Origin of the sequence: Actinosynnema sp. NPDC002837 (assembly GCF_040295345.1) — a bacterium.
Lineage (GTDB): Bacteria > Actinomycetota > Actinomycetes > Mycobacteriales > Pseudonocardiaceae > Actinosynnema.
This window is the reverse complement of the sequence record NZ_JBEOVG010000047.1, coordinates 44,843-68,742: the sequence shown is the minus strand read 5'-3', so window position 1 is coordinate 68,742 and position 23,900 is coordinate 44,843. Positions and strand designations below refer to the sequence as shown.

The 23,900-nt window shown below is 71.0% G+C and carries 20 protein-coding genes and 1 tRNA gene; 14 read left to right on the top strand and 7 right to left on the bottom strand.

Annotation, left to right across the window (positions count from 1 at the left end; all coding sequences use genetic code 11):
• Positions 1 to 145: 145 nt before the first annotated feature.
• Positions 146 to 218, bottom strand: a tRNA-Thr gene (locus ABTZ99_RS27635).
• 281 nt (positions 219 to 499) lie between these two features.
• Between ABTZ99_RS27635 and ABTZ99_RS27630 the strand changes: the two genes are divergently transcribed.
• From ABTZ99_RS27630 to otsB, 3 genes are all read left to right on the top strand, one after another.
• Positions 500 to 1,837 carry a threonine/serine exporter family protein gene (locus tag ABTZ99_RS27630; protein ID WP_498777825.1) on the top strand — a complete coding sequence of 446 codons (1,338 nt, stop codon included), beginning with the start codon at positions 500 to 502 and terminating at the stop codon, positions 1,835 to 1,837.
• Positions 1,838 to 1,992: 155 nt separating this feature from the next.
• On the top strand, positions 1,993 to 3,429 hold the full coding sequence (locus ABTZ99_RS27625) for an alpha,alpha-trehalose-phosphate synthase (UDP-forming) (protein ID WP_230573188.1): 1,437 nt from the start codon (positions 1,993 to 1,995) through the stop codon (positions 3,427 to 3,429).
• 61 nt (positions 3,430 to 3,490) lie between these two features.
• The gene (gene otsB, locus ABTZ99_RS27620) at positions 3,491 to 6,025 is read left to right on the top strand and encodes a trehalose-phosphatase (protein WP_498777828.1); all 2,535 of its coding nucleotides are present in this window, start codon (positions 3,491 to 3,493) and stop codon (positions 6,023 to 6,025) included.
• Between the two features lie 48 nt (positions 6,026 to 6,073).
• On the opposite strand, the gene radA is transcribed toward otsB, so the two are convergent.
• Positions 6,074 to 7,438 carry a DNA repair protein RadA gene (radA, locus tag ABTZ99_RS27615; protein WP_499615182.1) on the bottom strand — a complete coding sequence of 455 codons (1,365 nt, stop codon included), beginning with the start codon at positions 7,436 to 7,438 and terminating at the stop codon, positions 6,074 to 6,076.
• Positions 7,439 to 7,823: 385 nt separating this feature from the next.
• On the bottom strand, positions 7,824 to 8,615 hold the full coding sequence (locus ABTZ99_RS27610; protein WP_499615179.1) for a copper chaperone PCu(A)C domain-containing protein: 792 nt from the start codon (positions 8,613 to 8,615) through the stop codon (positions 7,824 to 7,826).
• A 303-nt stretch (positions 8,616 to 8,918) separates the two neighbouring features.
• Between ABTZ99_RS27610 and ABTZ99_RS27605 the strand changes: the two genes are divergently transcribed.
• The 10 genes from ABTZ99_RS27605 (at position 8,919) to ABTZ99_RS27560 (ending at position 19,122) form a co-directional block, all read left to right on the top strand.
• Positions 8,919 to 9,407 (top strand): CarD family transcriptional regulator, encoded by a 489-nt coding sequence (locus ABTZ99_RS27605; RefSeq protein ID WP_012782996.1) that lies wholly within the window; start codon positions 8,919 to 8,921, stop codon positions 9,405 to 9,407.
• Between the two features lie 32 nt (positions 9,408 to 9,439).
• The gene (ispD, locus tag ABTZ99_RS27600) at positions 9,440 to 10,138 is read left to right on the top strand and encodes a 2-C-methyl-D-erythritol 4-phosphate cytidylyltransferase (RefSeq protein ID WP_498777834.1); all 699 of its coding nucleotides are present in this window, start codon (positions 9,440 to 9,442) and stop codon (positions 10,136 to 10,138) included.
• Positions 10,135 to 10,608 (top strand): 2-C-methyl-D-erythritol 2,4-cyclodiphosphate synthase, encoded by a 474-nt coding sequence (gene ispF, locus ABTZ99_RS27595; RefSeq protein WP_498777836.1) that lies wholly within the window; start codon positions 10,135 to 10,137, stop codon positions 10,606 to 10,608. The genes ispD and ispF overlap by 4 nt, the downstream gene beginning before the upstream one ends.
• A gap of 5 nt (positions 10,609 to 10,613) precedes the next feature.
• Positions 10,614 to 11,009, top strand: a complete 396-nt coding sequence (locus ABTZ99_RS27590) for a PPOX class F420-dependent oxidoreductase (protein ID WP_498777838.1) — start codon at positions 10,614 to 10,616, stop codon at positions 11,007 to 11,009.
• Positions 11,010 to 11,083: 74 nt separating this feature from the next.
• A complete protein-coding gene (locus tag ABTZ99_RS27585) occupies positions 11,084 to 11,695 on the top strand; it encodes an HAD family hydrolase (RefSeq protein ID WP_498777840.1) in 612 nt (203 codons plus the stop codon).
• 45 nt (positions 11,696 to 11,740) lie between these two features.
• On the top strand, positions 11,741 to 13,132 hold the full coding sequence (cysS, locus tag ABTZ99_RS27580; RefSeq protein ID WP_498777843.1) for a cysteine--tRNA ligase: 1,392 nt from the start codon (positions 11,741 to 11,743) through the stop codon (positions 13,130 to 13,132).
• Positions 13,133 to 13,136: 4 nt separating this feature from the next.
• Positions 13,137 to 14,105, top strand: a complete 969-nt coding sequence (rlmB, locus tag ABTZ99_RS27575) for a 23S rRNA (guanosine(2251)-2'-O)-methyltransferase RlmB (RefSeq protein ID WP_499615174.1) — start codon at positions 13,137 to 13,139, stop codon at positions 14,103 to 14,105.
• 279 nt (positions 14,106 to 14,384) lie between these two features.
• Positions 14,385 to 15,806, top strand: coding sequence for an MBOAT family O-acyltransferase (locus ABTZ99_RS27570; RefSeq protein WP_499615172.1), 1,422 nt, complete (start codon positions 14,385 to 14,387; stop codon positions 15,804 to 15,806).
• A gap of 383 nt (positions 15,807 to 16,189) precedes the next feature.
• Positions 16,190 to 17,413, top strand: coding sequence for an MFS transporter (locus tag ABTZ99_RS27565; RefSeq protein WP_498777849.1), 1,224 nt, complete (start codon positions 16,190 to 16,192; stop codon positions 17,411 to 17,413).
• A 302-nt stretch (positions 17,414 to 17,715) separates the two neighbouring features.
• The gene (locus ABTZ99_RS27560; RefSeq protein WP_498777851.1) at positions 17,716 to 19,122 is read left to right on the top strand and encodes a GGDEF domain-containing protein; all 1,407 of its coding nucleotides are present in this window, start codon (positions 17,716 to 17,718) and stop codon (positions 19,120 to 19,122) included.
• 230 nt (positions 19,123 to 19,352) lie between these two features.
• Here ABTZ99_RS27560 and ABTZ99_RS27555 read toward each other — a convergent pair whose 3' ends face one another.
• The 4 genes from ABTZ99_RS27555 to ABTZ99_RS27540 all read right to left on the bottom strand — a co-directional run bounded on the left by ABTZ99_RS27555 (position 19,353) and on the right by ABTZ99_RS27540 (position 23,205).
• On the bottom strand, positions 19,353 to 20,183 hold the full coding sequence (locus ABTZ99_RS27555) for a metal ABC transporter permease (protein WP_498777853.1): 831 nt from the start codon (positions 20,181 to 20,183) through the stop codon (positions 19,353 to 19,355).
• 7 nt (positions 20,184 to 20,190) lie between these two features.
• Positions 20,191 to 21,003 carry a metal ABC transporter ATP-binding protein gene (locus ABTZ99_RS27550; protein WP_499615169.1) on the bottom strand — a complete coding sequence of 271 codons (813 nt, stop codon included), beginning with the start codon at positions 21,001 to 21,003 and terminating at the stop codon, positions 20,191 to 20,193.
• A complete protein-coding gene (locus ABTZ99_RS27545; RefSeq protein WP_499615166.1) occupies positions 21,000 to 21,944 on the bottom strand; it encodes a metal ABC transporter solute-binding protein, Zn/Mn family in 945 nt (314 codons plus the stop codon). Before ABTZ99_RS27545 ends, ABTZ99_RS27550 begins: the two co-directional genes overlap by 4 nt.
• 160 nt (positions 21,945 to 22,104) lie before the next feature.
• Complete coding sequence (locus ABTZ99_RS27540) at positions 22,105 to 23,205, bottom strand: ABC transporter ATP-binding protein (protein ID WP_230569934.1); 1,101 nt, start codon at positions 23,203 to 23,205, stop codon at positions 22,105 to 22,107.
• 115 nt (positions 23,206 to 23,320) lie between these two features.
• On the opposite strand from ABTZ99_RS27540, the gene ABTZ99_RS27535 reads away from it, so the two are divergent.
• Positions 23,321 to 23,887 (top strand): histidine phosphatase family protein, encoded by a 567-nt coding sequence (locus tag ABTZ99_RS27535; protein WP_499615164.1) that lies wholly within the window; start codon positions 23,321 to 23,323, stop codon positions 23,885 to 23,887.
• The last annotated feature ends 13 nt before the right edge of the window (positions 23,888 to 23,900 follow it).

Sequence of the window (23,900 nt, the reverse complement as noted above, 5' to 3'; positions counted from 1 at the left end):
GGGGCCGGGGCGGGGGGGGCGCGCGCCGCGACCGCGTTCCAGCGGTGCGGTCCAGCCGCGGGCCGGAGCACGACCCGGACCCGCTATGATCATGAAACTGCCCCCCTGACCAGGGCTTTCCCGGTCAGGGGGGCAGTCGGTGCTGAGCCGGTGGCGGGACTTGAACCCGCAACCTTTCGCTTACAAGGCGAGTGCTCTGCCAGTTGAGCTACACCGGCGCGGCCCGGAGGCCTGGAACATCGTAAGCGCCCGCAGGGGGTGCCACCTGCGGCGAACGGTCTGCTCACGGTGGCCCCGCGTTGGTCCGTCCGGAGGTCGCGGGTACCGTCCGGGTGGCCCTGGCGACCCGCAAAACCGCTGGCCAGCGGTATCAACAGTATTGAACGCACAGTGATCGACTCACCTGGTCCAGGTACCCCTTCCAGGGGTGGCGCATGACACAGCCTCGAATGTGACACGGTCGGGCGTGGCGATCGGACGAGCGAGGAGGTGACGCCGGGTGCGGCTGTGGCGCCGGCGGTTCCAGCACGCGGAGCAGGCACGACCGGTCGAGGGTCCGTCCCCTCCGGACGATTCGACCGTCCACCTGGTACTCGACCTGGCGCTGCGCGTCGGCGAGGCGCAGATGGCCGGCGGGGCGGGCGTGGCCGACGTGACGGCCACCATCCTGGCGGTCACCACCGCGTACGGCCTGCCGAACACCGAGGTCGACGTGATCTACACCTCGATCACCGTCTCGTGCCACCGGGGCACGGAAGCCGCGCCCGTGACGACCATGCGCGTGGTGCGCGGCCGCAGCGTCGACTACACCCGGCTCGCCGCCGTCGAGGACCTGATCCGGCGGATCACCTCCGACGGCATCACGGCGCCGGACGCGTCCGCCGAGATCGAGCGGATCAGCCGGGCCGATCACCCGTACCCCCGTTGGGTGGCCACGGTGGCGTGGGCGGGCATGGCGGCGGCGGTGGCGTTCCTGGTCGGGGGCGGGCCGTTGCTGGCGGCGACGGCGGCCGTCGTCACCGCGCTGATCGACCGGGTCGGCCGGGTCCTCAACCGGCGCGGGCTGCCGTTCTTCTTCCAGCAGGTGGTCGGCGGCGCCCTGGCCACCTCGGTGGCGGTGGCGATGTACGCGACGGACCTGCTGCCCACGGCGCGGCCGTCATTGTTGATCGCCACCGGGATCGTGGTGCTGCTGTCCGGGTTGTCGCTGGTCGGCACGGTGCAGGACGCCATCACCGGCTACCACGTCACCGCCGCCGGCCGCACGGTGGAGATCACGCTGCTCACCGCGGGCCTCGTCGCGGGCATCACGCTGACCCTGCGCGCCGGCGTGCAGCTCGGCGTCCAGACGAGCATCGCCGACCCGCTGCCGCCGCTGATCTCCGAGGTGCCGACGCAGTTCGCGGCCGGCGCGGCCACCTCCGCGTTCTTCGCCCTGGCCAGCTACGCGCCGGTCCGGGCGCTGCCGATGGCCGCCGTCGCCGGCGCGGTGGGCACGGCCGGTTACGGGCTGCTCGTCCTCACCGGCACGAACGCCATCACGTCCGCGGTCGTCGCGGCCACCGCGGTCGGCTTCATCGGCAAGATCATCTACCGCCGGCTGGGCACGCCGCCGCTGCTCGTCGCGGTGGCGGGCGTGGTGCCGCTGCTGCCCGGCTGGACCACCTACCGGGGCCTCTACCAGCTCACCGCCGAGGGTGACGCGGCCGGCCTGTCGACGCTCGTGCTGGCCGCCGGCACCGCCCTCGCGCTCGCGAGCGGCGTCGTCCTGGGTGAACATCTGGGGCGACCCGTGCGCACCGGCCTCGGCCGGTTGGCCGCCCGTTCCCGTCGCTGAGCGGCTGAACACGGCGTTTCCACGTGAGATCGCCCACCTGACGGGCTTTCGTCAAGTCAACACAGTGTGACGGGGGTGACGACAGGGCATCCAACCTGCGCGTTCCCACTAACCTCGACGGTGGGCGAGACGAATCCCTTAGGAGGCGCTACCCGGTGAGCAGCATTGGCGAGAACGGCGCGGATTTCCTGGTCGTGGCCAACCGCCTGCCGGTTGACCTGGAGCGCCTGCCCGATGGCACGCAACGCTGGAAGCACAGCCCCGGTGGCCTGGTCACCGCCCTGGAGCCGTTCCTGCGCACGCACAGCGGGGCCTGGGTCGGCTGGCCCGGCATCGCCGACGCCGAGGTGGACGCGTTCGAGGAGGACGGCCTCCAACTGCACCCCGTGGCGTTGAGCGCGACCGAGGTCGCCGACTACTACGAGGGCTTCTCCAACGGCACGCTGTGGCCGCTCTACCACGACGTGGTCGCGCCGCCCGCCTTCCACCGGCGCTGGTGGAACGCCTACGTGCGGGTCAACCAGCGGTTCGCCGACGTGACCGCGAAGGTCGCCGCCCAGGGCGCGACGGTCTGGGTGCAGGACTACCAGCTGCAGCTGGTGCCCGCCATGCTGCGCGAGCTGCGCCCGGACCTGCGGATCGGCTTCTTCCTGCACATCCCGTTCCCGCCGGTGGAGCTGTTCATGCAGCTGCCGTGGCGCACGGAGATCATCCGCGGCCTGCTGGGCGCGGACCTGGTCGGCTTCCACCGGCCCGGCGGCGCGCAGAACTTCCTCTGGCTGGCCCGCCGCCTGGTCGGCCTGGAGCCGAGCCGCGGCGCGGTCGGCGTGCGCACCAGGCCCGGTGTCGTGCAGGTCGGGGACCGCACCGTGCGGGTCGGGGCATTTCCGATCTCCATCGACTCGGCGGGACTCGACGCGCTCGCGCGCGACAAAGAAGTCCAAAAACATGCGAAACAAATTCGCGAAGACCTCGGGAATCCGAAGAAGATCCTGCTCGGTGTGGACCGCCTCGACTACACCAAGGGCATCGACGTGCGGCTGCGCGCGTTGCACGAACTCCTCGCCGACGGCCGCGTCGACCCCGGCGAGGTGACCATGGTGCAGCTCGCCACGCCCAGCCGCGAGCGCGTCGAGCACTACAAGCAGATGCGGGGCGAGATCGAGCAGGCCGTCGGCCGGATCAACGGCGAGTTCTCGACCGTGGGCCACCCCGTGGTCCACTACCTGCACCAATCGGTCAACCGGCGCGAGCTGACGGCGTTCATGACCGCCGCGGACGTCATGGTCGTGACCCCGGTGCGCGACGGGATGAACCTCGTCTGCAAGGAGTACGTCGCCACGCGCTACGACCTCGGCGGCGCGCTGGTGCTCTCCGAATTCGCGGGCGCGGCGGCCGAACTCACGAGCGCGTTCCTCGTCAACCCCCACGACCTGGACGGTGTGAAGAACGCGTTGGAAGCCGCCCTCACGCTGGATCCGGCCGAAGGCCGCCGTAGGATGCGCGCGCTGCGCCGCCAAGTCCTCACGCATGACGTCGACCGCTGGGCTCGATCGTTCCTTGATGCCTTGGGCACGCAGTCCACGATCTGAATCTGAATCAGTTCAGACCGAATATCACCGACCTTGTCCCACCGAGCATTGAGGAGGGGCGTTGACCGCCGAGGCCCTCCCCGCCGAACTTCGTCGTGCGATCGTGCAGTTGGCACGCACACCGCGCCTGCTGGTCGCCTGCGACTACGACGGGACATTGGCTCCGATCGTGGCCAACCCAGAGGACGCCCGCCCGCTGCCCGAGTCGGTGGGCGCGTTGCGCTCCCTGGCCGGTCTGCACGAGACGACGGCCGCGGTGATCTCCGGGCGCGCGCTGCGCGACCTGGCGACGCTGTCGCGCCTGCCGTCCGAGGTGCACCTGGTGGGTTCGCACGGTTCCGAGTTCGACGTCGGTTTCGTGCACGCGCTGGACGCTGACGCGAAACAACTGCACCGTCGCCTGGAAACAGAGTTGGAAGGGGTCGTCGCCGGCCACGAAGGCGTCGGCCTCGAAGTGAAGCCCGCGAGCATCGCGGTGCACGTCCGCCGTGCCGACCCCGCCGTGGGGGAGCGGGTTCTCCACGCCGTGCGCACCGGACCGGCCACTTGGGACGGTGTGCAGGTCACCGAGGGCAAGGCCGTGATCGAACTGGCCGTGGTGCAGACGGACAAGGGCCACGCCCTGGACGTCCTGCGGCACCGCGCGTCGGCGACAGCGGCCGTGTTCGTCGGTGACGACGTGACCGACGAGAAAGCGTTTGCCCGGCTGAGCGGGCCCGACGTCGGCATCAAGGTCGGCGACGGCGAGTCGCTGGCCGAGTACTACGTCGGCGACAGCGTCGACGTGGCCACGGTGCTGGCGTTCCTGCTGGAGGAACGGCGGGCGTGGCTGCACGGCGACCAGGCCGTGCCGATCGAGCGGCTGACCATGCTCGCCAACGAGCGGTCGGTCGCGCTGCTGACCCCGGACGCGCGGCTGAACTGGCTGTGCCACCCGGAGCCGGACTCGGCGGCGGTGTTCGCCGACCTGCTCGGCGGGCCCGCCGCGGGCCACTTCTCGATCAAACCGGAGCACGGCTCGCTGCCCCTGGGCCAGCGGTACGTGCCGGGCACGATGATCGTGGAGACCCGCTGGTCGCGGCTGCTCGTCACCGACTACCTCGACCACGACCTGGCCTCGCACCGCACCGACCTGGTGCGGCGCGTCTCCGGCTCGACCAACGCGGTGATCACGTTCGCGCCGCGGCCGGAGTTCGGCCAGGTGCCGGTGCGGCTGCTGCGCGAGCGCGACGGCCTGCGGGTCGTCGGCACCTCGGACCCGATGGTGCTGCGCTCGCCCGGCGTGGACTGGCAGATCACCTCCGACGGCATCCAGGAGACCGCGACGGCCGTCGTGCGCCCCCGAGAGGGTGCGCCGATCCTGCTCGAGCTGCGCTGCGGCACGGACGACCTGTCCGAGGCCACGCTCGGCGAGCCGGAGCGGCGGGCACGGGCCGGCGCGTTCTGGTCGGACTGGGCCGCGACGCTCAAGCTGCCCCAGGTCGAGTCGGAGCTGGTGCTGCGGTCGGCGTTGACGTTGAAGGGCCTGGTGCACCACGACACCGGCGCGATCATGGCCGCCGCCACCACCTCGCTGCCCGAGGAGCTGGGCGGCATCCGCAACTGGGACTACCGGTACTGCTGGCTGCGCGACGCGGCGCTGACCGCGCAGGCCCTGGTGTCGGTCGGGTCGCTCGGCGAGGCGGAGGCGTTCCTGGGCTGGGTGCACGGGGTGCTGTCGACCCTGCCCGGCCCGGAGCGGCTGCACCCGCTGTACACGCTGCAGGGCACCATGCTCGGCGCGGAGGCCGTCATCGACACGCTGCCCGGGTACGCCGGGTCGCGGCCGGTGCGCGTCGGCAACCTCGCCAACCAGCAGGTGCAGCTGGACGTGTTCGGCCCCGTGGTGGACCTGGTCGTGCAGCTGGCCGCCGCGCGCGGCTCGTTGACCGACAAGGACTGGCTGATGGTGCAGGCGATGGCCGAGGCGGTCGCCCGCCGCTGGCACGAGCCCGACCACGGCATCTGGGAGGAGCGGCACGCGCCGCGCCACCACGTGTACTCCAAGGTCATGTGCTGGGTGACGCTGGACCGGGCGGTGAAGCTGGCCGAGGCGTACGGGCGCGAGATCGACCCGTCGTGGCCGGTGCTGCGCGACACCATCTCCAACGACGTGCTCAAGCACGGGTGGAGCGAGGAAGCGCAGTCGTTCACCACCGCCTACGACGGCGACGACCTGGACGCGGCGTCGCTGCACGTCGGGCTGTCGGGGTTGATCGACCCGACCGACGACCGGTTCCAGGCCACCGTGACCGCGATCGAGGCCGAGCTCCGGTCCGGTTCCACGGTGTACCGGTACCGGCGTGACGACGGCCTGCCCGGCGACGAGGGCGGCTTCCACCTGTGCGCGGCGTGGATGATCGAGTCCTACCTGCTCACCGGGCGGCGCACGGAGGCCGAGGAGCTGTTCGCGCAGATGGTCGACGCGGCCGGCCCCACCGGCCTGCTGCCCGAGGAGTACGACCCGATCGCGGAGCGCTCCCTGGGCAACCACCCGCAGGCGTACAGCCACCTGGGCCTGATCCGCTGCGCCCAGCTGCTGGCGGCCACGAAGTAACAGCTCGCGCGAGAACGGCGCCCCCTGCACGTCGGGGGCGCCGTTCCGCTATTTCAGGAGCTTGAGCAGGTTCAGCGCCTCGTGCAGGTCGTTGGCGACGAGCGCGCGCGTGCCCTGCGGCAGGGGGCCCGCGTCCGGTGGCACGAGGGCCTTGGTGAAGCCGAGCCGGGCGGCCTCGGTGAGGCGGCGGCCGACGCCGTTGACGCGGCGCAGCTCGCCCGACAGGCCGACCTCGCCGACCACGACGAGGTCGTGCGGCAGGGGCAGGTCGGTGGCCGCCGAGGCGACCGCCAGGGCGACCGCGAGGTCCACGGCGGGCTCGACGAGCCGCATGCCGCCGACGGTGGCCGTGAAGACGTCCTTGTTGCCCAGCCCGACCCGGCCGCGCTTCTCCAGCACCGCGAGGACCATGGCGAGGCGGGCCGAGTCGAGACCGCTGACCGCGCGCCGCGGGGCGGGCAGGGCGGTCGGCGTGACCAGCGCCTGCACCTCGCCCAGCATCGGTCGCTTGCCCTCCACGACAACCGTGACGGCGGTGCCGGAGACGGCCTGGTCGCGGCGGTGCAGGAACAGGCCGGACGGGTCGGGCACGCCCGCGATGCCGTCGTCGCGCAGCTCGAAGCAGCCGACCTCGTCGGCCGGCCCGAACCGGTTCTTCACGCCCCTGAGCAGCCGCAACGTCGAGTGCCGGTCACCCTCGAACTGCAGCACCACGTCCACCAGGTGCTCCAGCACGCGCGGCCCGGCGACCGAGCCGTCCTTGGTCACGTGGCCGACCAGCACGACGGGCAGCCCGCGTTCCTTGGCGACCGCGATCAGGCCGGCCGTGACGGCGCGGACCTGGCTGACCCCGCCGGGCGCCCCGTCCACCGCCGGTGAGGACATGGTCTGCACGGAGTCCACGATGAGCATGCTCGGCTTGACGACGTCCACCTGGCCGAGGACGGCGGAGATGTCGCTCTCGGCGGCCAGGTAGATCTCGTCGTGCAGGTTGCCGGTCCGGTCCGCCCGCAACCGCACCTGCCCGGCCGACTCCTCGCCGGTGACGTAGAGGCAGCGGCCGACCGACAGCGCCCACTGGTGCGCGACCTCCAGCAGCAGGGTCGACTTCCCGACCCCGGGCTCACCGGCCAACAGCACCACCGCGCCCGGCACGAGCCCGCCGCCGAGCACCCGGTCCAACTCCAGGACACCGGTCGAGACGGCCCGCGCGGACTCGATGTCGACCTGCGCGATGGGCCGCGCCTCACTGCTCGGCGTGCCCGCGAGGAACCGGGGAGCCGCGGAAACCCCCCGCTCCTCCACCGTGCCCCAGGCCTGGCACTCCGGGCACCGCCCGACCCACTTGGCCACCTCGTGCCCGCACTCGGCGCACCGGTACGTCGCCTTGGCCACCCGTGCTGTCTTCGCCACGACCGGGAGGCTATCCGCCCCCTCCGACACCCACCGTCACTGGCAGCTTTCCCTCAAGGAGGGCTTCGTACTGGCGGCTTCCCTCAAGGAGGGCTTCGTGTCATCCCGCCGACCTGGCTTTGCCCTACCGCGCGTGTCAAGGGGGCTGTGCGTCCTCTGCCTGCCCGTCCACTGATGGCTGCCCCCTTGATACGTGTGGTAGCCCGGAGGGAGGTCGGTGGGATGACACGAAACCCGGACCGACAACGGACCCGGCGCTTGACCGCTGAACGAGGGGTCATCCTGCTGATCTGCCCGTCCGGCGAGGACTCTTTTGTTCTTCGAAACAACAACAGGGGTCCCCTGACCGGGGACCCCTGCGCAGCTCGCGGCGTGTCAGCGCGGCTCAGTGCTCCGAGGGAGCGTCCACCCGCGGTTCGGTGGTGGCGCCGATCGGCAGCTCCAAGGTCACCTCACCGGCCTGCTCGAACAGGAACGTGACCCGGATCGTCTCGCCCGGCCGCAGCGGCTTCTTCAGCCCCTTCAGCACGATCTTCACCACACCCGGCTCCGTCGGGTCGGCGGAGGACGGCAGCTTGGTGCCCGTCGTCGGCGGGCTCGACACGGACGTGCCGCTGCCGGACGTCGGCGTGCCCGTCGTGGTCGTCGTCACCGAACCCGTGCCGGACGGCGTGGTGGTCGTGGTGGTCGACGCGTGCGAGTCGGAAGGCTCGTGCGAGTCCGACGGCTCGTGCGAGTCGGACGAAGGCGCGGACGAGGACGCCGCCTTGGTCGTCGTCGTGGCGTGGCCGCCCGCGTCGTCCTGGTCGGCCTCGGCGAGGATGGCCGACCCCGGCTCCAGCCGCGCGTCGCCGGTGATCTCGGCCGGCGCGGAGAACTCGCTGGTCACGCCCAGCAGCTTGTCCACACCGGTGCCGTTGTTGACGATCACGACGGTGATCGGCGCGTCGTCGCCTTCCTCGTACGCCCCGTGCGCCGCCGGGAACAGGAACTGCGCGTCACGGACGGCGATGTCTCCCACCTGCCCGTTGGCCCCGTTGACGACGGCCACCTGGGTGTCCGTCTGCGTGACCTGACCTGCGCTGCAACCTGCGGCGACCAAGCCGAGGCCGGTCGCCAGGGCGGCCACGACGGCCAGGCGGCGCGGCGCTGGTGACTTCTGGAGTGCGCGACCCACGGCTGCTCGGATCCCTTCCCGGTGTGCTGACGAGGCGGGTCGTACCCGGTAGTAGCGGGCCCGACCACCAGTCCAGGAGCCTAACCGGGTGCCCCCGGACCTGCGGCATGTGGTGCCCCACAGCGGGCCGCGGCCCCCGCCCGCACGTCCACAGTGGAGCAAGATCGACCACGGGCGTTGCATGCGACCGGGTGATTTGTCAACCCCCCACGCGGCCCTGACCAGCGCTAACTGATCTCAACAGGCCGATGAGGGGATTGCTCGGCGTGTTAGGATGGGGTTAGCGAAAGGGGCAGAGGACACATGGTTTTCAAGGTCGGAGAGACCGTCGTCTACCCGCACCACGGTGCCGCTCTCATCGAAGCAATCGAGACCCGTGTGATCAAGGGCGAGGAGAAGAAGTACCTCGTCCTCAAGGTTGCCCAGGGCGACCTCACGGTTCGCGTCCCCGCCGACAACGCCGAGATCGTGGGCGTTCGTGACGTCGTCGGCCAGGAGGGTCTTGACAAGGTCTTCGAGGTCTTGCGTGCTCCCCACACGGAGGAGCCGACCAACTGGTCCCGGCGGTACAAGGCCAACCTCGAGAAGCTCGCGTCCGGTGACGTGAACAAGGTGGCCGAAGTGGTGCGCGACCTCTGGCGGCGCGAGAAGGATCGCGGACTGTCCGCTGGTGAGAAGCGGATGCTGGCGAAGGCTCGACAGATACTGGTTAGCGAACTGGCGCTGGCCGAGGGCACCGACGAGGACAAGGCTGAGGTCCTCCTCGACGAGGTCCTGGCTACCGCGTCCTGATCGTTCCACCCACCATCTCGGAAACCGCGAACATGGGTGTGGTCGCGCTCGTGCCCGCGGCGGGCCGGGGTGAGCGGCTGGGCTATGGCATGCCCAAGGCGCTCGTGCCGGTCGACGGCGTTCCGCTGCTCGTGCGTGCGGTGCGCGGCCTGTTCGACTCCGGTCGCGTGCGGCACGTCGTGATCGCCGCACCGCCGTCCGATGTGGACGTTGTGAGTACCGTCACCGCCCCGTTGGCCCCAGCCGACGGGGCGGTGCACGTCGTGGCCGGTGGCGCCGAAAGGTCGGACTCGGTGCGCCTGGCCCTAACTTACGCCCTGCGTGAGATCCCCGACACTTCTATCGTGCTCGTTCACGACGCGGCCCGCGCCTTCACGCCGCCCGCCGTCGTCAGCGCCGTGGTGGACGCCGTCGCCGCAGGTCACCCGGCCGTCATCCCCGTGCTGCCGGTCGTGGACACGGTCAAGCAGGTCGACGCCGACGGCGTGGTGCTCGCCACACCGGACCGCGCCGCGCTGCGCGTCGTGCAGACCCCGCAGGGCTTCGACGCGGCCGTGCTGCTGCGCGCGCACGAGGCAGGCTCGGACGCCACGGACGACGCGGGCCTGGTCGAACGGCTCGGCGTGCCGGTCGTCACCGTGCCCGGCCACCCCGACGCCATGAAGATCACCACCAAGTTCGACCTGGCCGTGGCCGAGGCGCTGCTGGTCGGCACCCGAGGAGCACCGTGATCCCCAGAGTGGGCATCGGCACGGACGTCCACCAAGTGGAACGCGGCCGCGAGTGCTGGCTGGCCGGCCTGCGCTGGGACGACGCGGACGGCTGCGCCGGCCACTCGGACGGCGACGTGGCCGCGCACGCGCTGTGCGACGCGCTGCTGTCCGCCGCCGGCCTCGGCGACCTCGGCGCGGTGTTCGGCACGAGCGACCCGCGCTGGTCCGGGCGGCACGGCGTGGAGTTCCTGGCCGAGGCACGTCGCCTGGTCGAGGAGGCGGGCTTCCGCGTCGGCAACGCCGCCGTGCAGGTCATCGGCAACGCGCCCAAGATCGGCAAGCGCCGTGACGAGGCGCAGAAGGTGCTGTCGGAAGCGGTCGGCGGCCCGGTGTCGGTCAGCGGCACGACCACCGACGGCCTCGGCCTGACCGGGCGCGGCGAGGGCATCGCCGCCGTGGCCACCGCGCTGCTCGTCCCACTAGCCTGACCCGCGTGCCGATCACCCTCAGCGCGGCGACGCGTGCCCTGGTCGACGAGCGGAACTACGCCGTCCTCGCCACGATCAACCCGGACGGCAGCCCGCAGACATCGGTGGTGTGGGTCACCCGGGACGGCGACGACCTGCTGTTCTCGACGTTGCGCGACCGGGTGAAGGAGCGCAACCTCCGCCGTGACGCGCGGGCCAGCGTGAGCGTGTGGAGCCACGCCGACCCGGAGGTTTACGCGGAGGTGCGCGGCACCGTGACGATCGTCGAGGACGCCGGCCGCACCCTGGCCAACGACCTGTCGCACAAGTACCTGGGCCAGGACTACCCCGCCGACGCGCCCGGCAAGGTCCGCGTGGTGCTCCGCCTGACCCCGACGAAGGTCACCGGCAACGCCGCCTGAGCCGGCAGTGAGGCTGGTCTCGCTTCGTCGCGCTCCCGAGACCTCCGATGTCCCGACCACGTAGCGTGTTTTCCGTGACGATCCGCGCCGTGCTCTTCGACTTCTCCGGCACCCTGTTCCGCTTGGAGCACGACTCGCTGGCCGCCCACGCCGAGCTGATGCGGGCGCTCACCGCGCCCGTCGGCCTGGCGGAGGGGCTGGACATCGACCCCGCGCAGTGGGAACGGCGTGACCTCGACCCCGACTCGCACCGCGAGATGCACCTCGCCGTGCTGGCGAAGGCGGGTGCGAAGGACCCGGCCCAGTTCTACGCCGACCTGTGCAGCCCGCCGTTCTGGCAGCCGTACCCGGACACCGCGCAGGCGCTGGGCACCGAGCTGCCGACCGCGGTCGTCAGCAACATCGCGTGGGACATCGCCGCGGTCTTCGCCCGGCACGGCGTCGAGAACCGGGTGGACGAGTTCGTGCTCTCCTACCAGGAGGGCTTCGTCAAGCCGGACCCCAAGCTGTTCCGCATCGCCTGCGACCGCCTGGGCGTGCACCCCACCGAGGCGCTCATGATCGGCGACAGCCCCGAGGCCGACGGCGGCGCGGCGGCGATCGGGTGCCAGGTCGAGATCGTCGACCCGCTCCCGACCGGCAGCCGTCCGGACGCCCTGCTGCAGGTCCTCCGCAAGCACCTTTGACCGGGCGATCCAACCCCGACTGGTCACCGCCCGTACCATCTTCACGTGAGCCTCCACCTCTTCGACACCGCGACCCGGTCCATGCGGGAGTTCGTCCCGCAGGTCAGCGGAACGGCGTCGATCTACGTGTGCGGGGCCACGGTGCAGGGCGTTCCGCACATCGGGCACGTGCGCAGCGGCCTCAACTTCGACGTGCTGCGGCGCTGGCTGGCCCGTGACGGCTCGACCGTGCGGCTGGTGCGCAACGTCACCGACATCGACGACAAGATCCTCGCCAAGGCCACCGAGCACGGCGCCGAGTGGTGGGAGTGGGCCTACCAGCACGAACGGGCCTTCGACGACGCCTACGACGCGCTGGGCTGCCTGCCCGCGTCCTACTCCCCTCGCGCGACGGGCCACGTCACGCAGATGGTCGAGCTGATGGAGCGGCTGATCGAGAAGGGCCACGCGTACGCCTCCGACGGCGACGTGTACTTCTCCGTGACGTCGTTCCCCGAGTACGGGGCGCTGTCGGGGCAGAAGCTCGACGAGGTGCACCAGGGCGAGTCCGCCGCGACGGGCAAGCGCGACGCGCGCGACTTCACGCTGTGGAAGGCGGCGAAGCCGGGCGAGCCGTCGTGGCCGACGCCGTGGGGCCCGGGCCGGCCGGGCTGGCACCTGGAGTGCTCGGCGATGGCGACCGCGTACCTCGGCGGGACGTTCGACATCCACGGCGGCGGCATCGACCTGATCTTCCCGCACCACGAGAACGAGCAGGCGCAGTCGCGCGCGGCCGGCGACGGCTTCTCCCGGTACTGGATGCACAACGCCTGGGTGACGCTCAGCGGCGAGAAGATGTCGAAGTCGCTGGGCAACACGGTGTCGATCCCGGCGATGCTGGAGCGCGTCCGCGCCCCCGAACTCCGCTACTACCTGGTCGGCCCGCACTACCGGTCGACGATCGAGTACTCGCCCGAGGCGTTGGACGAGTCGGTGTCGGCCTACCGCCGCGTCGAGTCGTTCCTGCGGCGCGTGGTCGAGCGCACGGGCGCCGTGGGCGCGGACGGCGAGCTGTCGCCCGCGTTCGTGGCGTCGATGGACGACGACATGGGCACGCCGGGTGCGTTGGCCGCCATCCACAAGCGGGTGCGCGAGGGCAACACGGCCCTGGAGTCCGGTGACGACCTGGGCGCGCGTGCCGCCGCCGAGTCGGTGCGGGCGATGACCGGCGTGCTCGGGTTGGACCCGTTGTCGCCGCTGTGGCACGACGCCGCGGCCGGCGGCACGGGCGGGCGCGCGTTGGGCGTGCTGGTGGAACGGCTGCTCGAAGAGCGGTCGCAGGCCCGCAAGGACAGGGACTTCGCGCGCGCGGACGCGCTGCGCGATCACCTGCTGCTGGCCGGTATCGCCGTCGAGGACACCCCCGACGGTCCGTTGTGGACGTTGAAGGACGACTGAGCTCGTGGCTGGTAACTCCAAGCGCCGGGGCGCCATGCGCAACCCCGGCTCCAAGAAGGGCGCGGTCGTCGGTTCCGGCGGGCAGAAGTCGAAGGGCCTGCAGGGCAAGGGCCCCACGCCGAAGGCGACCGAACGACCGAACCACCCCGCCTACAAGCGGGCGACCGCGGCGGCGAAGGCCGAGCAGGTGCGCTCGCAGCGGCGCAAGGCCGCCGAGAACGGCCCCGAGACCGTGGCCGGTCGCAACCCGGTGGTCGAGTGCCTGCGCGCCGACATCCCGGCGACGGCGCTGTACGTGGCGCTGGGCATCGACGCGGACGACCGGGTCGCCGAGGCCGTGCAGCTGGCGGCCACGCGCGGCATCTCCGTGCTGGAGGTGCAGCGCGGAGAGCTGGACCGGATCACCGGCGGCGCGATGCACCAGGGCCTCGGCCTCCAGGTGCCGCCCTACGAGTACGCCGAGCCCCGTGAGCTGCTCAAGATCGCGAACGAGTCCGGCGTGCCGCCGTTGCTGGTGGCGCTGGACGGCGTGACCGACCCCCGCAACCTGGGCGCGGTCGTGCGCTCGGCAGCGGCCTTCGGCGCCCACGGTGTCGTCCTGCCGCAACGCCGTTCGGCGGGCATCACCGCCGTCGCGTGGCGGACCAGCGCGGGCACCGCGGCCAAGATGCCGATCGCCGTGGCGACGAACCTGACCCGCCAGCTCAAGGAGTGGGCGGACGCCGGGCTGATGATCATCGGCCTCGACGCGGACGGCGACGTCGACGTGGACGGCCTCGACCTGGCCACCGGCCCACTGGTCGTCGTCGTCGGCTCCGAGGGCCGCGGCCTCTCCCGCCTCGTCAAGGAGACGTGCGACCAAACGGTCTCCATCCCCATGTCCGCCGGCGTGGAATCGCTGAACGCCTCCGTCGCCGCCGGCGTCGTCCTGGCCGAAGTCGCCCGCCGCCGCCGCCTCGACACCCGCGCCTAGCACCCACATCCCCTCACCTGCACCCACGCCCTTCCCAACAGAAGGGCTTCGTGTCATCCCGCCCTTGTGGAGGTCGGCGGGATGACACGAAACCCGACCCACGACGAGCCCGGCGCATACCCACCCACCCGGACGTCATCCTGCTGATCTGCCCGTCCGGCGAGGACTCTCTTCTCTTTTGCTCTTCTTGAACCTCGACCCACGGGCGCGGTGTGAGGTGCACCGTTTGTTGGGTGATCCGGACCGCCGGGGCGTGACCGGCGGATAGGGTCTGCGGCGATGTCCTTCGCCAGCCCGCTGTTCCTGTGGTTCTTCCTCCCGGTCGTGCTCGCGACCGTCCTCGTCACGCCCAGGAACTGGCGCAACGGCGTGGTCGCCGTGGCGAGCCTGCTGTTCTACGTCTCCGGCGCGGGCGGCACGACGCTGCTGCTGCTCGCCTGCATGGTGGTCAACTACCTGGCCGGGCGGCGGCTGGAGCCGGGCGCGCCGGGCGATCGCCGCCTGGTCCTGGTCGGCTCGATCGCGCTCAACCTCGGCGTGCTGCTGATCTGGAAGTACGCCGGGTTCGCCACCGGGCAGCTGCACGACATCGCCGCCGTCGTGGGCGCCGACCTGCCGGTGGTCGAGCTCGCGCTCCCGATCGGCATCTCCTTCTACACGTTCCACCACATCTCGTACGTGGTCGACGTGTACCGCGGCGAACGGCCGGCCCTGCGCGAGCCGGTCGCCTTCGTCACCTACATCGCGATGTTCCCGCAACTGGTCGCCGGTCCGATCGTGCGGTTCCGCGAGATCGCCGACCAGCTGCCGCAGCCCCGCCTGCACCGCTGGGACGACGTCGCCGCCGGCTTCCCCCGGTTCGCCCTCGGCCTGTGCAAGAAGGTGATCATCGCCGACTCGCTCGCGCCGATGGTCGACGCCTGCTTCGCCACCCCGGCCGACGAGATGACCACGTCCATCGCCTGGCTCGGCGCGATCGGCTACACGCTCCAGCTGTACTTCGACTTCTCCGGCTACTCCGACATGGCCATCGGCCTCGGCCGGATGCTGGGCTTCCGGCTGCCGGAGAACTTCGCCCGCCCGTACTCGTCGGTCACGATCACCGACTTCTGGCGCCGCTGGCACATGTCGCTGTCGCGCTGGTTCCGCGACTACGTCTACATCCCGCTCGGCGGCAACCGCGGCGGCGTGGTGCAGACCTACCGGAACCTGTCGATCGTTTTCGTGCTGACCGGTTTCTGGCACGGCGCCAACTGGACGTTCCTGGTGTGGGGTTTGTTCCACGGCGCGCTGCTCGTGCTGGAGCGCCGATTCGGCTGGGATTCGGCGCCGGCCGCCACCCGCACCCGAATTGCCCGACGGGTCCTGACCATGCTGCTGGTGGTAATCGGCTGGGTGTTCTTCCGATCCGCCGATCTCGGTACGGCGTTCACAATCATCGGCCACATGTTGTTGCCGGATTTCGGCGGGTTGACCGACGCCGTCGCGGCCGCGGCGACCAATCAGCGCATTGTGCTGCTGGTGCTCGCGCTGGCGATTGTCGCAATGCCCGATCACCCGGTGAGCGGGCCTTACCTGGAGTCTTCCCGGGACAAGATCGCCACCGCGGCCAGGGTCTCGCTGATGACGGTCGGCGTCGGCTACGCGGCGATCCTCGTCGCCAGCGGCACGTTCAGCCCGTTCCTCTACTACCAGTTCTGAAGATCGCCCCACCACCGGTTGCGAAGATCGACAAGCGGGCGATGTTCAACAATTGACTCACCAACCGACCCGACGCCGTCGGCGACCGCAGGAACGCGCTGGCCCGGTCGGACCAGCCCTCCGCGCCCAATGGAGGTCGCGGTCGACGTAGGGTAGGCGAGGATTGCTCACGCCGTGTCACCTACCGTCAACTGTCAAGAATAAGTGGGCGATTTTTCGCCGTTGTAACTACTTTATGTAACCGACCTGCTCCGTTCGGGTACACAGTGTGGTAGGACAGAGATTGCACATCCGGCAGCTTCTACCGTGCTAACCGAGGGAATTGTTACTTCGGGTGGGGGTAACGTGACTCACTCATCGGGGCCGACCAACCTGGGGGAGTTGTGACTTCCGGGGGGACCATCCGCGCGCTCGTGGGCAACCGCGAGTTCCGCGGCATGTGGATCGGCTCGACGGTGTCCACCGTGGGCGATCAACTCGCGGCGGTCGCGCTCTCCCTGTTGGTGTTCGAGCGCACCCAGTCCGCCGCGTGGACCGCCCTCACGTGGTCGTTGACGCTGTTCCCGCCGCTGGTCTCCGGACCGCTGCTCGGCTGGGTCGCGGACCGGTTCCCCCGCCGCACGGTGATGGTGTGGTGCGCGTGGCTGCAAGCCGCCCTGGTAGGCCTGATGGCCATTCCCGGCGCGCCGCTGTGGCTGATGATCGTGCTGCTGGTCCTCGTGCTGATGATCTCTTCGCCGTTCCTGGCGGCGCAGGAGGCGAGCCTGCCCCACGTGCTGCCGGACAAGCGCTACGACGACGGCGTGGCGCTGTTCGGCACGTCGGTGGACGTCGCCCAGATGGTCGGCCTGGCCGCCGCGGGCTTCCTCGTCACGAACGCCGGCGCGGGCGTCGCGCTCGCGATCGACGCGGCCTCGTTCGTGTGGGTGGCGATCCTGGTGCAGCTGTCGGTCAAGCACCGGCCGGCCGCCGACCCGCGCGGCGCGAAACGGGATCCCGAAGGCCCGAAGGGAGCGTTCACGCTCCTGGTCACGGAACCGCGGCTGCGCAGCCTGATGGGCATGCGCCTGCTCGCCGGCCTCGCCATGGTCCCGGAGGGACTCGCCGTGCCCCTGGCGGCGAGTCTGGACGCGGTGTGGGCCGTGGGCCTGATCCTGGCCATCGAGCCCGCCGCCAACGTCCTCGGCGTGGCCGTGCTGTTCCGGTTGGTGCGCGATCCGGCGAAGCGCGAGCGGCTGATCGGCCCGCTCGCCATACTGTCCTTGGCCCCTCTGGTCATGTTCGCGTTGCACCCGAACCTGACCTGGACCATCGCACTACTGGTGATCGCCGGTATGGCCGGCGCGTACCACACGCCCGCTCGCTCGGCGTGGATGCGCATCCTGCCCGACGCCTACCGCGGTCGCGCGTACGGCATCGGCCGTGCCGCTCTGCGCTCGTCGCAGGGCGGCGGGATGGCGTTGGCCGGTGTCGTGGCGCACTCGATCGGCTCGGTGACCGCGACGATCGCGGGTGCAGGCGGCATCGGGCTGTTGCTCGCCACGCAGGCGACCGTAGCCTGGCGACGGGCCCGCACCCGGAACGATCCGAAAGCGGTGGCGATCTGAAACGGACTCATCACATATCGCGATTGTCAAACATGAAGGACCCCTCGGCTGCGGCCCGCTAGCCCGCGGGCACGTACGGTGAACATTCGGTCCGGGATGGAGGGAGCGGCTCACATGTCGCGGTTGCGCATGGCGAACACCTCCTCAGTGCGCATCTCGGGCACGGACGTGCCGCTGCGAACGGCGTTCGCCACGCGGCGCCGGGCAGAGGGTAGGGGGTCGTGGTGAAGAACAGTTTGACTGACCAGAAGCCTTCTGGGGCAGTCGGCCGGCCCTCGATTCGCAACTGGGATCTGTGGAGCTTGCGACCGGCCGCGCTGGCGTACTTCTTCTTCATCGAATCGGCGGTAGCGGCTGCCGCCATTTGGCTGCTCACCGGCCTCGACTCGGTCTCGAACGCCGACTGGCTCAGATTCTGCGCGGTGATGTTCGCCATCACCGTGCACCTGATGATCGTTCGGCGGGCCGAAGAGTCGCGGCGCAACGAGTCGGCCGGTCCGCACATCGACCTGACGTCGGTCTGGACGTTCGCCGCCGCCATCGCGCTGCCCGGCGCGCTGGCCGTGCTGGCCACGGTCTGGATGCGGATCCTGATCCAGCCGATCGCGCGACGCCAGCCGTACCGGTTCGTGTTCAGCTCCGCGAGCATCCTCGGCGGCACCATGCTGGCCTGGGCCGTGGTGCACCTGTCCGGGACGTCGCTGCTCGCCACCGGGAGCATCCCGACCGACCTGGGCCTCGTGCTCGTGCTCATCGTGGCCGGGGTGGTCAACTGGGGCGCGCAGGGCATGAACATCGCCGTCGCGTTGAAGATCGTCACCCCGCACACCCGCATCCAGGAGTTCCTGGGCTCGCGCGCGGACAACATGCTGGAGCTGAGCACGCTCGGCGCGGGCGCGATGCTCGGCATGCTGATGACCACCCACTGGGTGGGTCCGCTGCTGCTGGTCTTCCCGGTGATCCTGGTGAACTCGCTGCTCTACCACGCCGCGCAGCGGCGGGCGCACCTCGAGCGGCTGCTGCGCGAGCAGGAGCAGCTGCAGGCGCGGCTGGCCGAGGACGCGCACACCGACTACCGGACCGGGCTGCTCAACACCAACGGCCTCGCCGAGTACGGGAGCAGGCTCACCGACCGGTGCCGCCACGACAACCAGCCGGTGACCGTGCTGGCCATCGACCTGGACCACTTCAAGCGGATCAACGACACCTGGGGCCACCCGGCGGGCAACGCGGTGCTGGCCGAGGTGGGCCGGATCCTGCGGGAGAAGCTGCGGCCGGGTGACGTGGCCGGGCGCGACGGCGGCGAGGAGTTCGTCGTCGTGCTCGCCGACACGGGCCTGGCCCAGGGCACGGCCATCGCCGAACGGGTGCGCGAGGCGATCGGCGAGATGTCCGTGATGACCACCGACAAGCACCGCAACACCGTCACCCTGCGCGGCCGGAACCTGCCGTTGACGGCGGACGGGCCGGACGTGCGGGCCATCTCGGCGTCCATCGGCGTGGCCGTGCTGCCGGACAACGGCGACTGCCTCCAGGACGCCCAGCACTTCGCCGACGCGGCGCTCTACGCGGCCAAGGAGAACGGGCGCAACCAGGTGCGGGTCGCCGGTGGCGAGATCCGGCTGCTGCCCGCGCCGCGGGGCGACCAGCCCGTGGCGGAGGACGCCGGGGACCAGGCGGGGGCCGCCGAGGTCACCCGGACCGCGTAAGTCCCCCACCTCTCGGGCCCGACCGTTCGGCACGCGGGCGTGGCGGGCGTGACGGCGCAGGGCCTGCCCGAGGGCACAGCCGTGCCCGCCACCGCGACCGCGGTGGTCGGCCGACGTGGTCGTCGTGCTTCGCATGGCACCCGTCGTCTCCGCGCGGCCCGCGCCCCGCGATCGGGCCTCCGGTGCCCCCTCCACCCGGGCTTACCCACTCGCGGCGCGTTCCAAACGTGCTACTGGACCCTTTCCCGCTTGCCGCTCATCAGCCGGCAGACCAGGTAGATCAGGAACGAGACCGCGGTGACGAACGCGCTCACCGGCATGCCGGGCGCGAGCGACAGGATCATCCCGCCCAGCACGGACACCTCGGCGAACACCACGGCCAGCACGGTGGCCCGCAGCGGGCTCGCGGTGACCCTGGTCGCCGCCGCCGCGGGCGTGATCATCAGCGACAGCACGAGCAGCGCGCCCACCAGCTGCACGCTCAACGCCGTCGCCACGCCCACCAGCACCGCGAACACCACCGACAGGGCCCGCACGGGCACGCCGCGCGCCACGGCCACGGCGGCGTCCACGCTGGCGAAGTGCAGCGGCCGGTAGATGACCGCCAGCACCGCCAGCACGGCCACCGACGCGCCGATGAGCAGCCACAGGTCGGTCGAGCCGACGCTGACCACCTGACCGGTCAGCAGGCCGAACTTGTTCGCCGCACGCCCGTTGTAGAGGGCCAGGAACAGCACGCCCAGGCCGAGGCCGAACGCCAGGATCGCGCCGATCACCGAGTCGCGGTCCGAGTCGCGCGTGCTGAGCAGCCCCAGCAGCAGCGCGGCGACGACCGACCCGGCCAGCGCGCCGTACCCGACGCCGATGCCGAGCAGCAGGGCCGCCGCGCCGCCGGTGAACGCGAGCTCGCTCGTGCCGTGCACGGCGAACGCCATCTTGCGGGTCACCACGAGCGGGCCGAGCAGCCCCGCCACCAGCCCGAGCACGGCGCCCGCGACGAGCATCGGCTGGACGTACCGCAGCAGGTCCAGCGTCTGCGCGACGTCGAAGAAGTTCTCCATCAGCCCTTCACCCCGCCACGTGGTGCGGCTCGTCCTCGCACACGTGCTGCGCGCCGACCACGTGGATCTGGTCGCGCACGCGGACCACCTCGACGTTCGTGCGGTACAGCTCGGTCAGCGTCCGCGAGGTCATCACCTCGGCGGGCGCGCCGATCCGGAACCGGCCCTCGACCAGGTACAGCACCCGGTCGACCAGCGGCAGGATCGGGTTGATCTCGTGGGTCACGAACAGCACGGCCGTGCCCGCGGACCGGCGCCGGGCGTCGATCAGGTCGCTGACCACGCGCTGGTGCGCGAGGTCGAGCGAGAGCAGCGGCTCGTCGCACAGCAGCACCTCGGGGTCGCCGACCATGGCCTGCGCCACCCGCAGCCGCTGCTGCTCGCCACCGGAGAGCAGGCCGACGGGCTCGTCGGCGTACCTCGTCGCGCCGACGGACTCCAGCGCCGCGTCCACCCTGGCCCGGCGTTCGCGGCGGGTGCGCCAGCCGATGCCCCAGCCGTGCCCGTCCAGGCCGAACCCGACCAGGTCGCGGCCGCGCAGCGCGAGGCTCGAGTCGATCGCCCGCTGCTGCGGGATGTAACCGATGCGCCGGTTGCCGCCCGCGACGTGGACCGTGCCCGCGGACAGCGGTTGCAGGCCGAGCAGCACCCGGATGAGGCTGGTCTTGCCCGAGCCGTTGGGCCCGAGCACGGCCACGAACTCGCCGGGGGCGACGTCCAGGTCCAACCCGTCCCACAGCACGCGGTCGCCGTAGGACAGCCGCGCGCCGCGCAGCGCGACCGCCGCGCGCGTGGACCTGTCCGCCACCTGAGCCGTCATGCCGCGAGCGCTCCCACCAGCGAGTCGACCTGCTTCGTCATCCAATCAAGGTAACCCGTGACGCCTTCCGGCAGCGTCTCGGTCACCTCGGCGATCGGCACGCCCGCGGTCTTGGCCTGGTCGACGACCTGCCGGGTGCCCGCGTTCTCCGTCTGCGCGTTGTTGACCAGCGCGGCGACCTGCTTCTGCTCGATCAGCCGGGTGACGTCGGCGAGCGCGGCGGCGGGGATGTCGGTCTCGTTCTCCACGGCCTCGCTGAAGGACTCCGGCGTGACGTCCTCGACGCCCGCGGTGTCGAGCAGGTAGTGCGCCACCGGCTCGGTCACCACCACCTTCTTGCCCGCGCCCTTGCCCTCGACGCGCTGCTCCAGCTCGGTCAGCTTGGCGGTGAAGTCCTTCGCGTTGGCCTCGAAGGTCGACTTCTTGTCCGGCGCGATCGCGCCGAGGTCGGCCGCGGCCTGGTCGGCGACCTTGCGGACGGTCTCGAAGTCGTACCAGACGTGCTCGTTGACGGCGTGGTCGTGGTGCTCCTCGCCCTCCGGCTCGCCAGAGGGCTCCGGCTCCTCGTGCCCGGAGGCCTTGCCGGACACCGGGAACGCCTCGATCTTCTTCGCGCCCTCGGTCTCGGGGCCGAGCAGGGTGGCGAAGAAGTCGTCGTAGCCGCCGCCGTTGAAGATGACGAGCTTGGCGTCGCGGACCGCGGCCAGGTCGGACGGCTTGCTCTCGTAGGAGTGCGGGTCGCCGGACGGGTCGTCGATGATGGCGCTGACCTGCACGGCGTCGCCGCCGACGGCCTTGACCACGCTGCCCCACACGTTGGTGGAGGCGACGACCTTGATCGTGCCGTCGTTCGCGGCGGGGGTGTCCTGGGCACCGCAAGCGGTGAGGGCGACGGCGGTCGCGGCGGCCACCGCGCCGAGCAACACGTTGCGGACAGTCATCAGAGCACTCCTCGACAGGCGGACACATAGGCAATGGAAACCGTTGTCGAGTTCAGTTTAGAACGCTCCGCTACCGACACGCCCACCGACCGGGTGTTTTACGCACCACAGGGGCCACCTCACCGCGGCACGGGAGGTGGCCCCTGGGGCTCGAAGATCGTCAGTCGGTCAGGCGGTGGCCGGACTCCGGGTGGAACAGGTGGACCTCACCGGCGTCACGCACCGCGACCTTGACGGTCTGGCCCAGGGTGGGCGGCGTGCGGCCGTCGACGCGGACCACGAACCGCTCGGGCACGTCGCCGATGCGGACCGAGCCGTGCATAAGCGCGTCCGCGCCCAGCTCCTCGACCAGCTCGACGGTCATGTCCATGCCCTGCTCCGAGGAGCTGACCAGGGCCAGCGACTCGGGCCGGATGCCGAACGTGACCTCGGACAGGCCCTCGCCCGCCGCCTTGTCCAGCGCGCGGCGCTCCAGCGGCACCACGATGCCGTCGAGCTTCGCGCCCTCCGACGTCAGCGGCACGGTCTTGAGGTTCATCGCGGGCGAGCCCATGAAGCCGGCGACGAACGCGTTGGCCGGCTTGTCGTACAGCGCGCGCGGGGTGTCGCACTGCTGGAGCAGGCCGTCCTTGAGCACGGCGACCCGGTGGCCCATGGTCATGGCCTCGACCTGGTCGTGCGTGACGTAGATCGTGGTGGTGTCCAGGCGGGCCTGGAGGGCGGCGATGTTCGCGCGGGTCTCCACGCGGAGCTTCGCGTCCAGGTTGGACAGCGGCTCGTCCATGAGGAACACGGAGGGCTCGCGGACGATCGCGCGGCCCATCGCGACGCGCTGCCGCTGGCCGCCGGAGAGCGCCTTCGGCTTGCGGTCCAGGTACTTCTCGAGGTCCAGCATCTTGGCCGCCTCGGCGACCTTCTCCCGGATCTCGGTCTTGTTGACGCCGCGCAGCTTGAGCGCGAAGCCCATGTTCTCCGCGACCGTCATGTGCGGGTACAGCGCGTAGGACTGGAACACCATCGCGATGTCACGGCCCTTGGGCGGGACGTTGGTGACGTCCTTGCCGCCGATGTGGATGGCGCCCTCGTCCACGTCCTCCAGACCCGCGAGCATCCGCAGCGCGGTCGACTTGCCGGAGCCGGACGGACCGACCAGGACCAGGAACTCGCCGTCGGTGACGTCCAACGACAACTCGTCGACCGCGCGGACCGGCGGGTTGCCGGAGAAGATCCGCGAAGCCTTGACGTAGGCGACCTCAGCCATGCCACGCACCTTTCACTACCCGAGCTTTGCCGCAACGCTAGGGATTGCAAGCGCTTACGGGAACGGGTGAATTGGTCTAGTTCCGCATCGGTTCAGCGCCTGGTACTGGTGGAACATGGCCGCTTCCCTGGTGCTCGTCCGTCACGCGACCTCCGTCGCACCCACCCCAGGCGGACCGGACGAGCTGGCCCGGCCGTTGCGCGAGTCGGGGCTGGTCCAGGCGCGTGAGCTGGTGGAAGAGCTGCTGGCGCTGCGTCCGACGGCGGTCCTGTCGAGCCCTTACCCGCGGGCCGTTCAGACCGTGCAGCCGACCGCCGACGCCCTGGGCATGACCGTCGAGACCAGGTGGGACCTGCGGGAGTGGGACTCGGGCATCCCACCGACGCCCGACTACGCGCGACACTACGCGCACAGCTGGGAGCACCCGGACTTCGCTCGACCGGGTGGCGAGAGCCTGACCGCGCTCGGCGACCGGGTGCGGCGGGCGTTGACCGCGGTGGCCGAGGAGCACGACGGTGGCGTGGTGCTCATCGGGACGCACGGCACGTTCGCCGCACGTACCCTGCTGGCAGCCGGTCACGCCGTCGACTGGGCCTTCCTGAAGACCATGCCGATGCCCGCCGTCTACCGGGTCCGGTGGGCCGGCGATCACCCGATCGAGGCGTCCGGACCAGGCCTTTGACCAGCGGTATTGC

Excerpts from the sequence above, each read along its gene's own strand:
- ABTZ99_RS27605 (WP_012782996.1), top strand. The coding sequence starts at position 8,919 with ATGGTTTTCAAGGTCGGAGAGACCGTCGTCTACCCGCACCACGGTGCC.
- ispD (WP_498777834.1), top strand. The coding sequence starts at position 9,440 with ATGGGTGTGGTCGCGCTCGTGCCCGCGGCGGGCCGGGGTGAGCGGCTG.
- ABTZ99_RS27570 (WP_499615172.1), top strand. The coding sequence starts at position 14,385 with ATGTCCTTCGCCAGCCCGCTGTTCCTGTGGTTCTTCCTCCCGGTCGTG.
- ABTZ99_RS27555 (WP_498777853.1), bottom strand. The coding sequence starts at position 20,183 with ATGGAGAACTTCTTCGACGTCGCGCAGACGCTGGACCTGCTGCGGTAC.
- ABTZ99_RS27550 (WP_499615169.1), bottom strand. The coding sequence starts at position 21,003 with ATGACGGCTCAGGTGGCGGACAGGTCCACGCGCGCGGCGGTCGCGCTG.
- ABTZ99_RS27545 (WP_499615166.1), bottom strand. The coding sequence starts at position 21,944 with ATGACTGTCCGCAACGTGTTGCTCGGCGCGGTGGCCGCCGCGACCGCC.
- ABTZ99_RS27540 (WP_230569934.1), bottom strand. The coding sequence starts at position 23,205 with ATGGCTGAGGTCGCCTACGTCAAGGCTTCGCGGATCTTCTCCGGCAAC.
- ABTZ99_RS27535 (WP_499615164.1), top strand. The coding sequence starts at position 23,321 with ATGGCCGCTTCCCTGGTGCTCGTCCGTCACGCGACCTCCGTCGCACCC.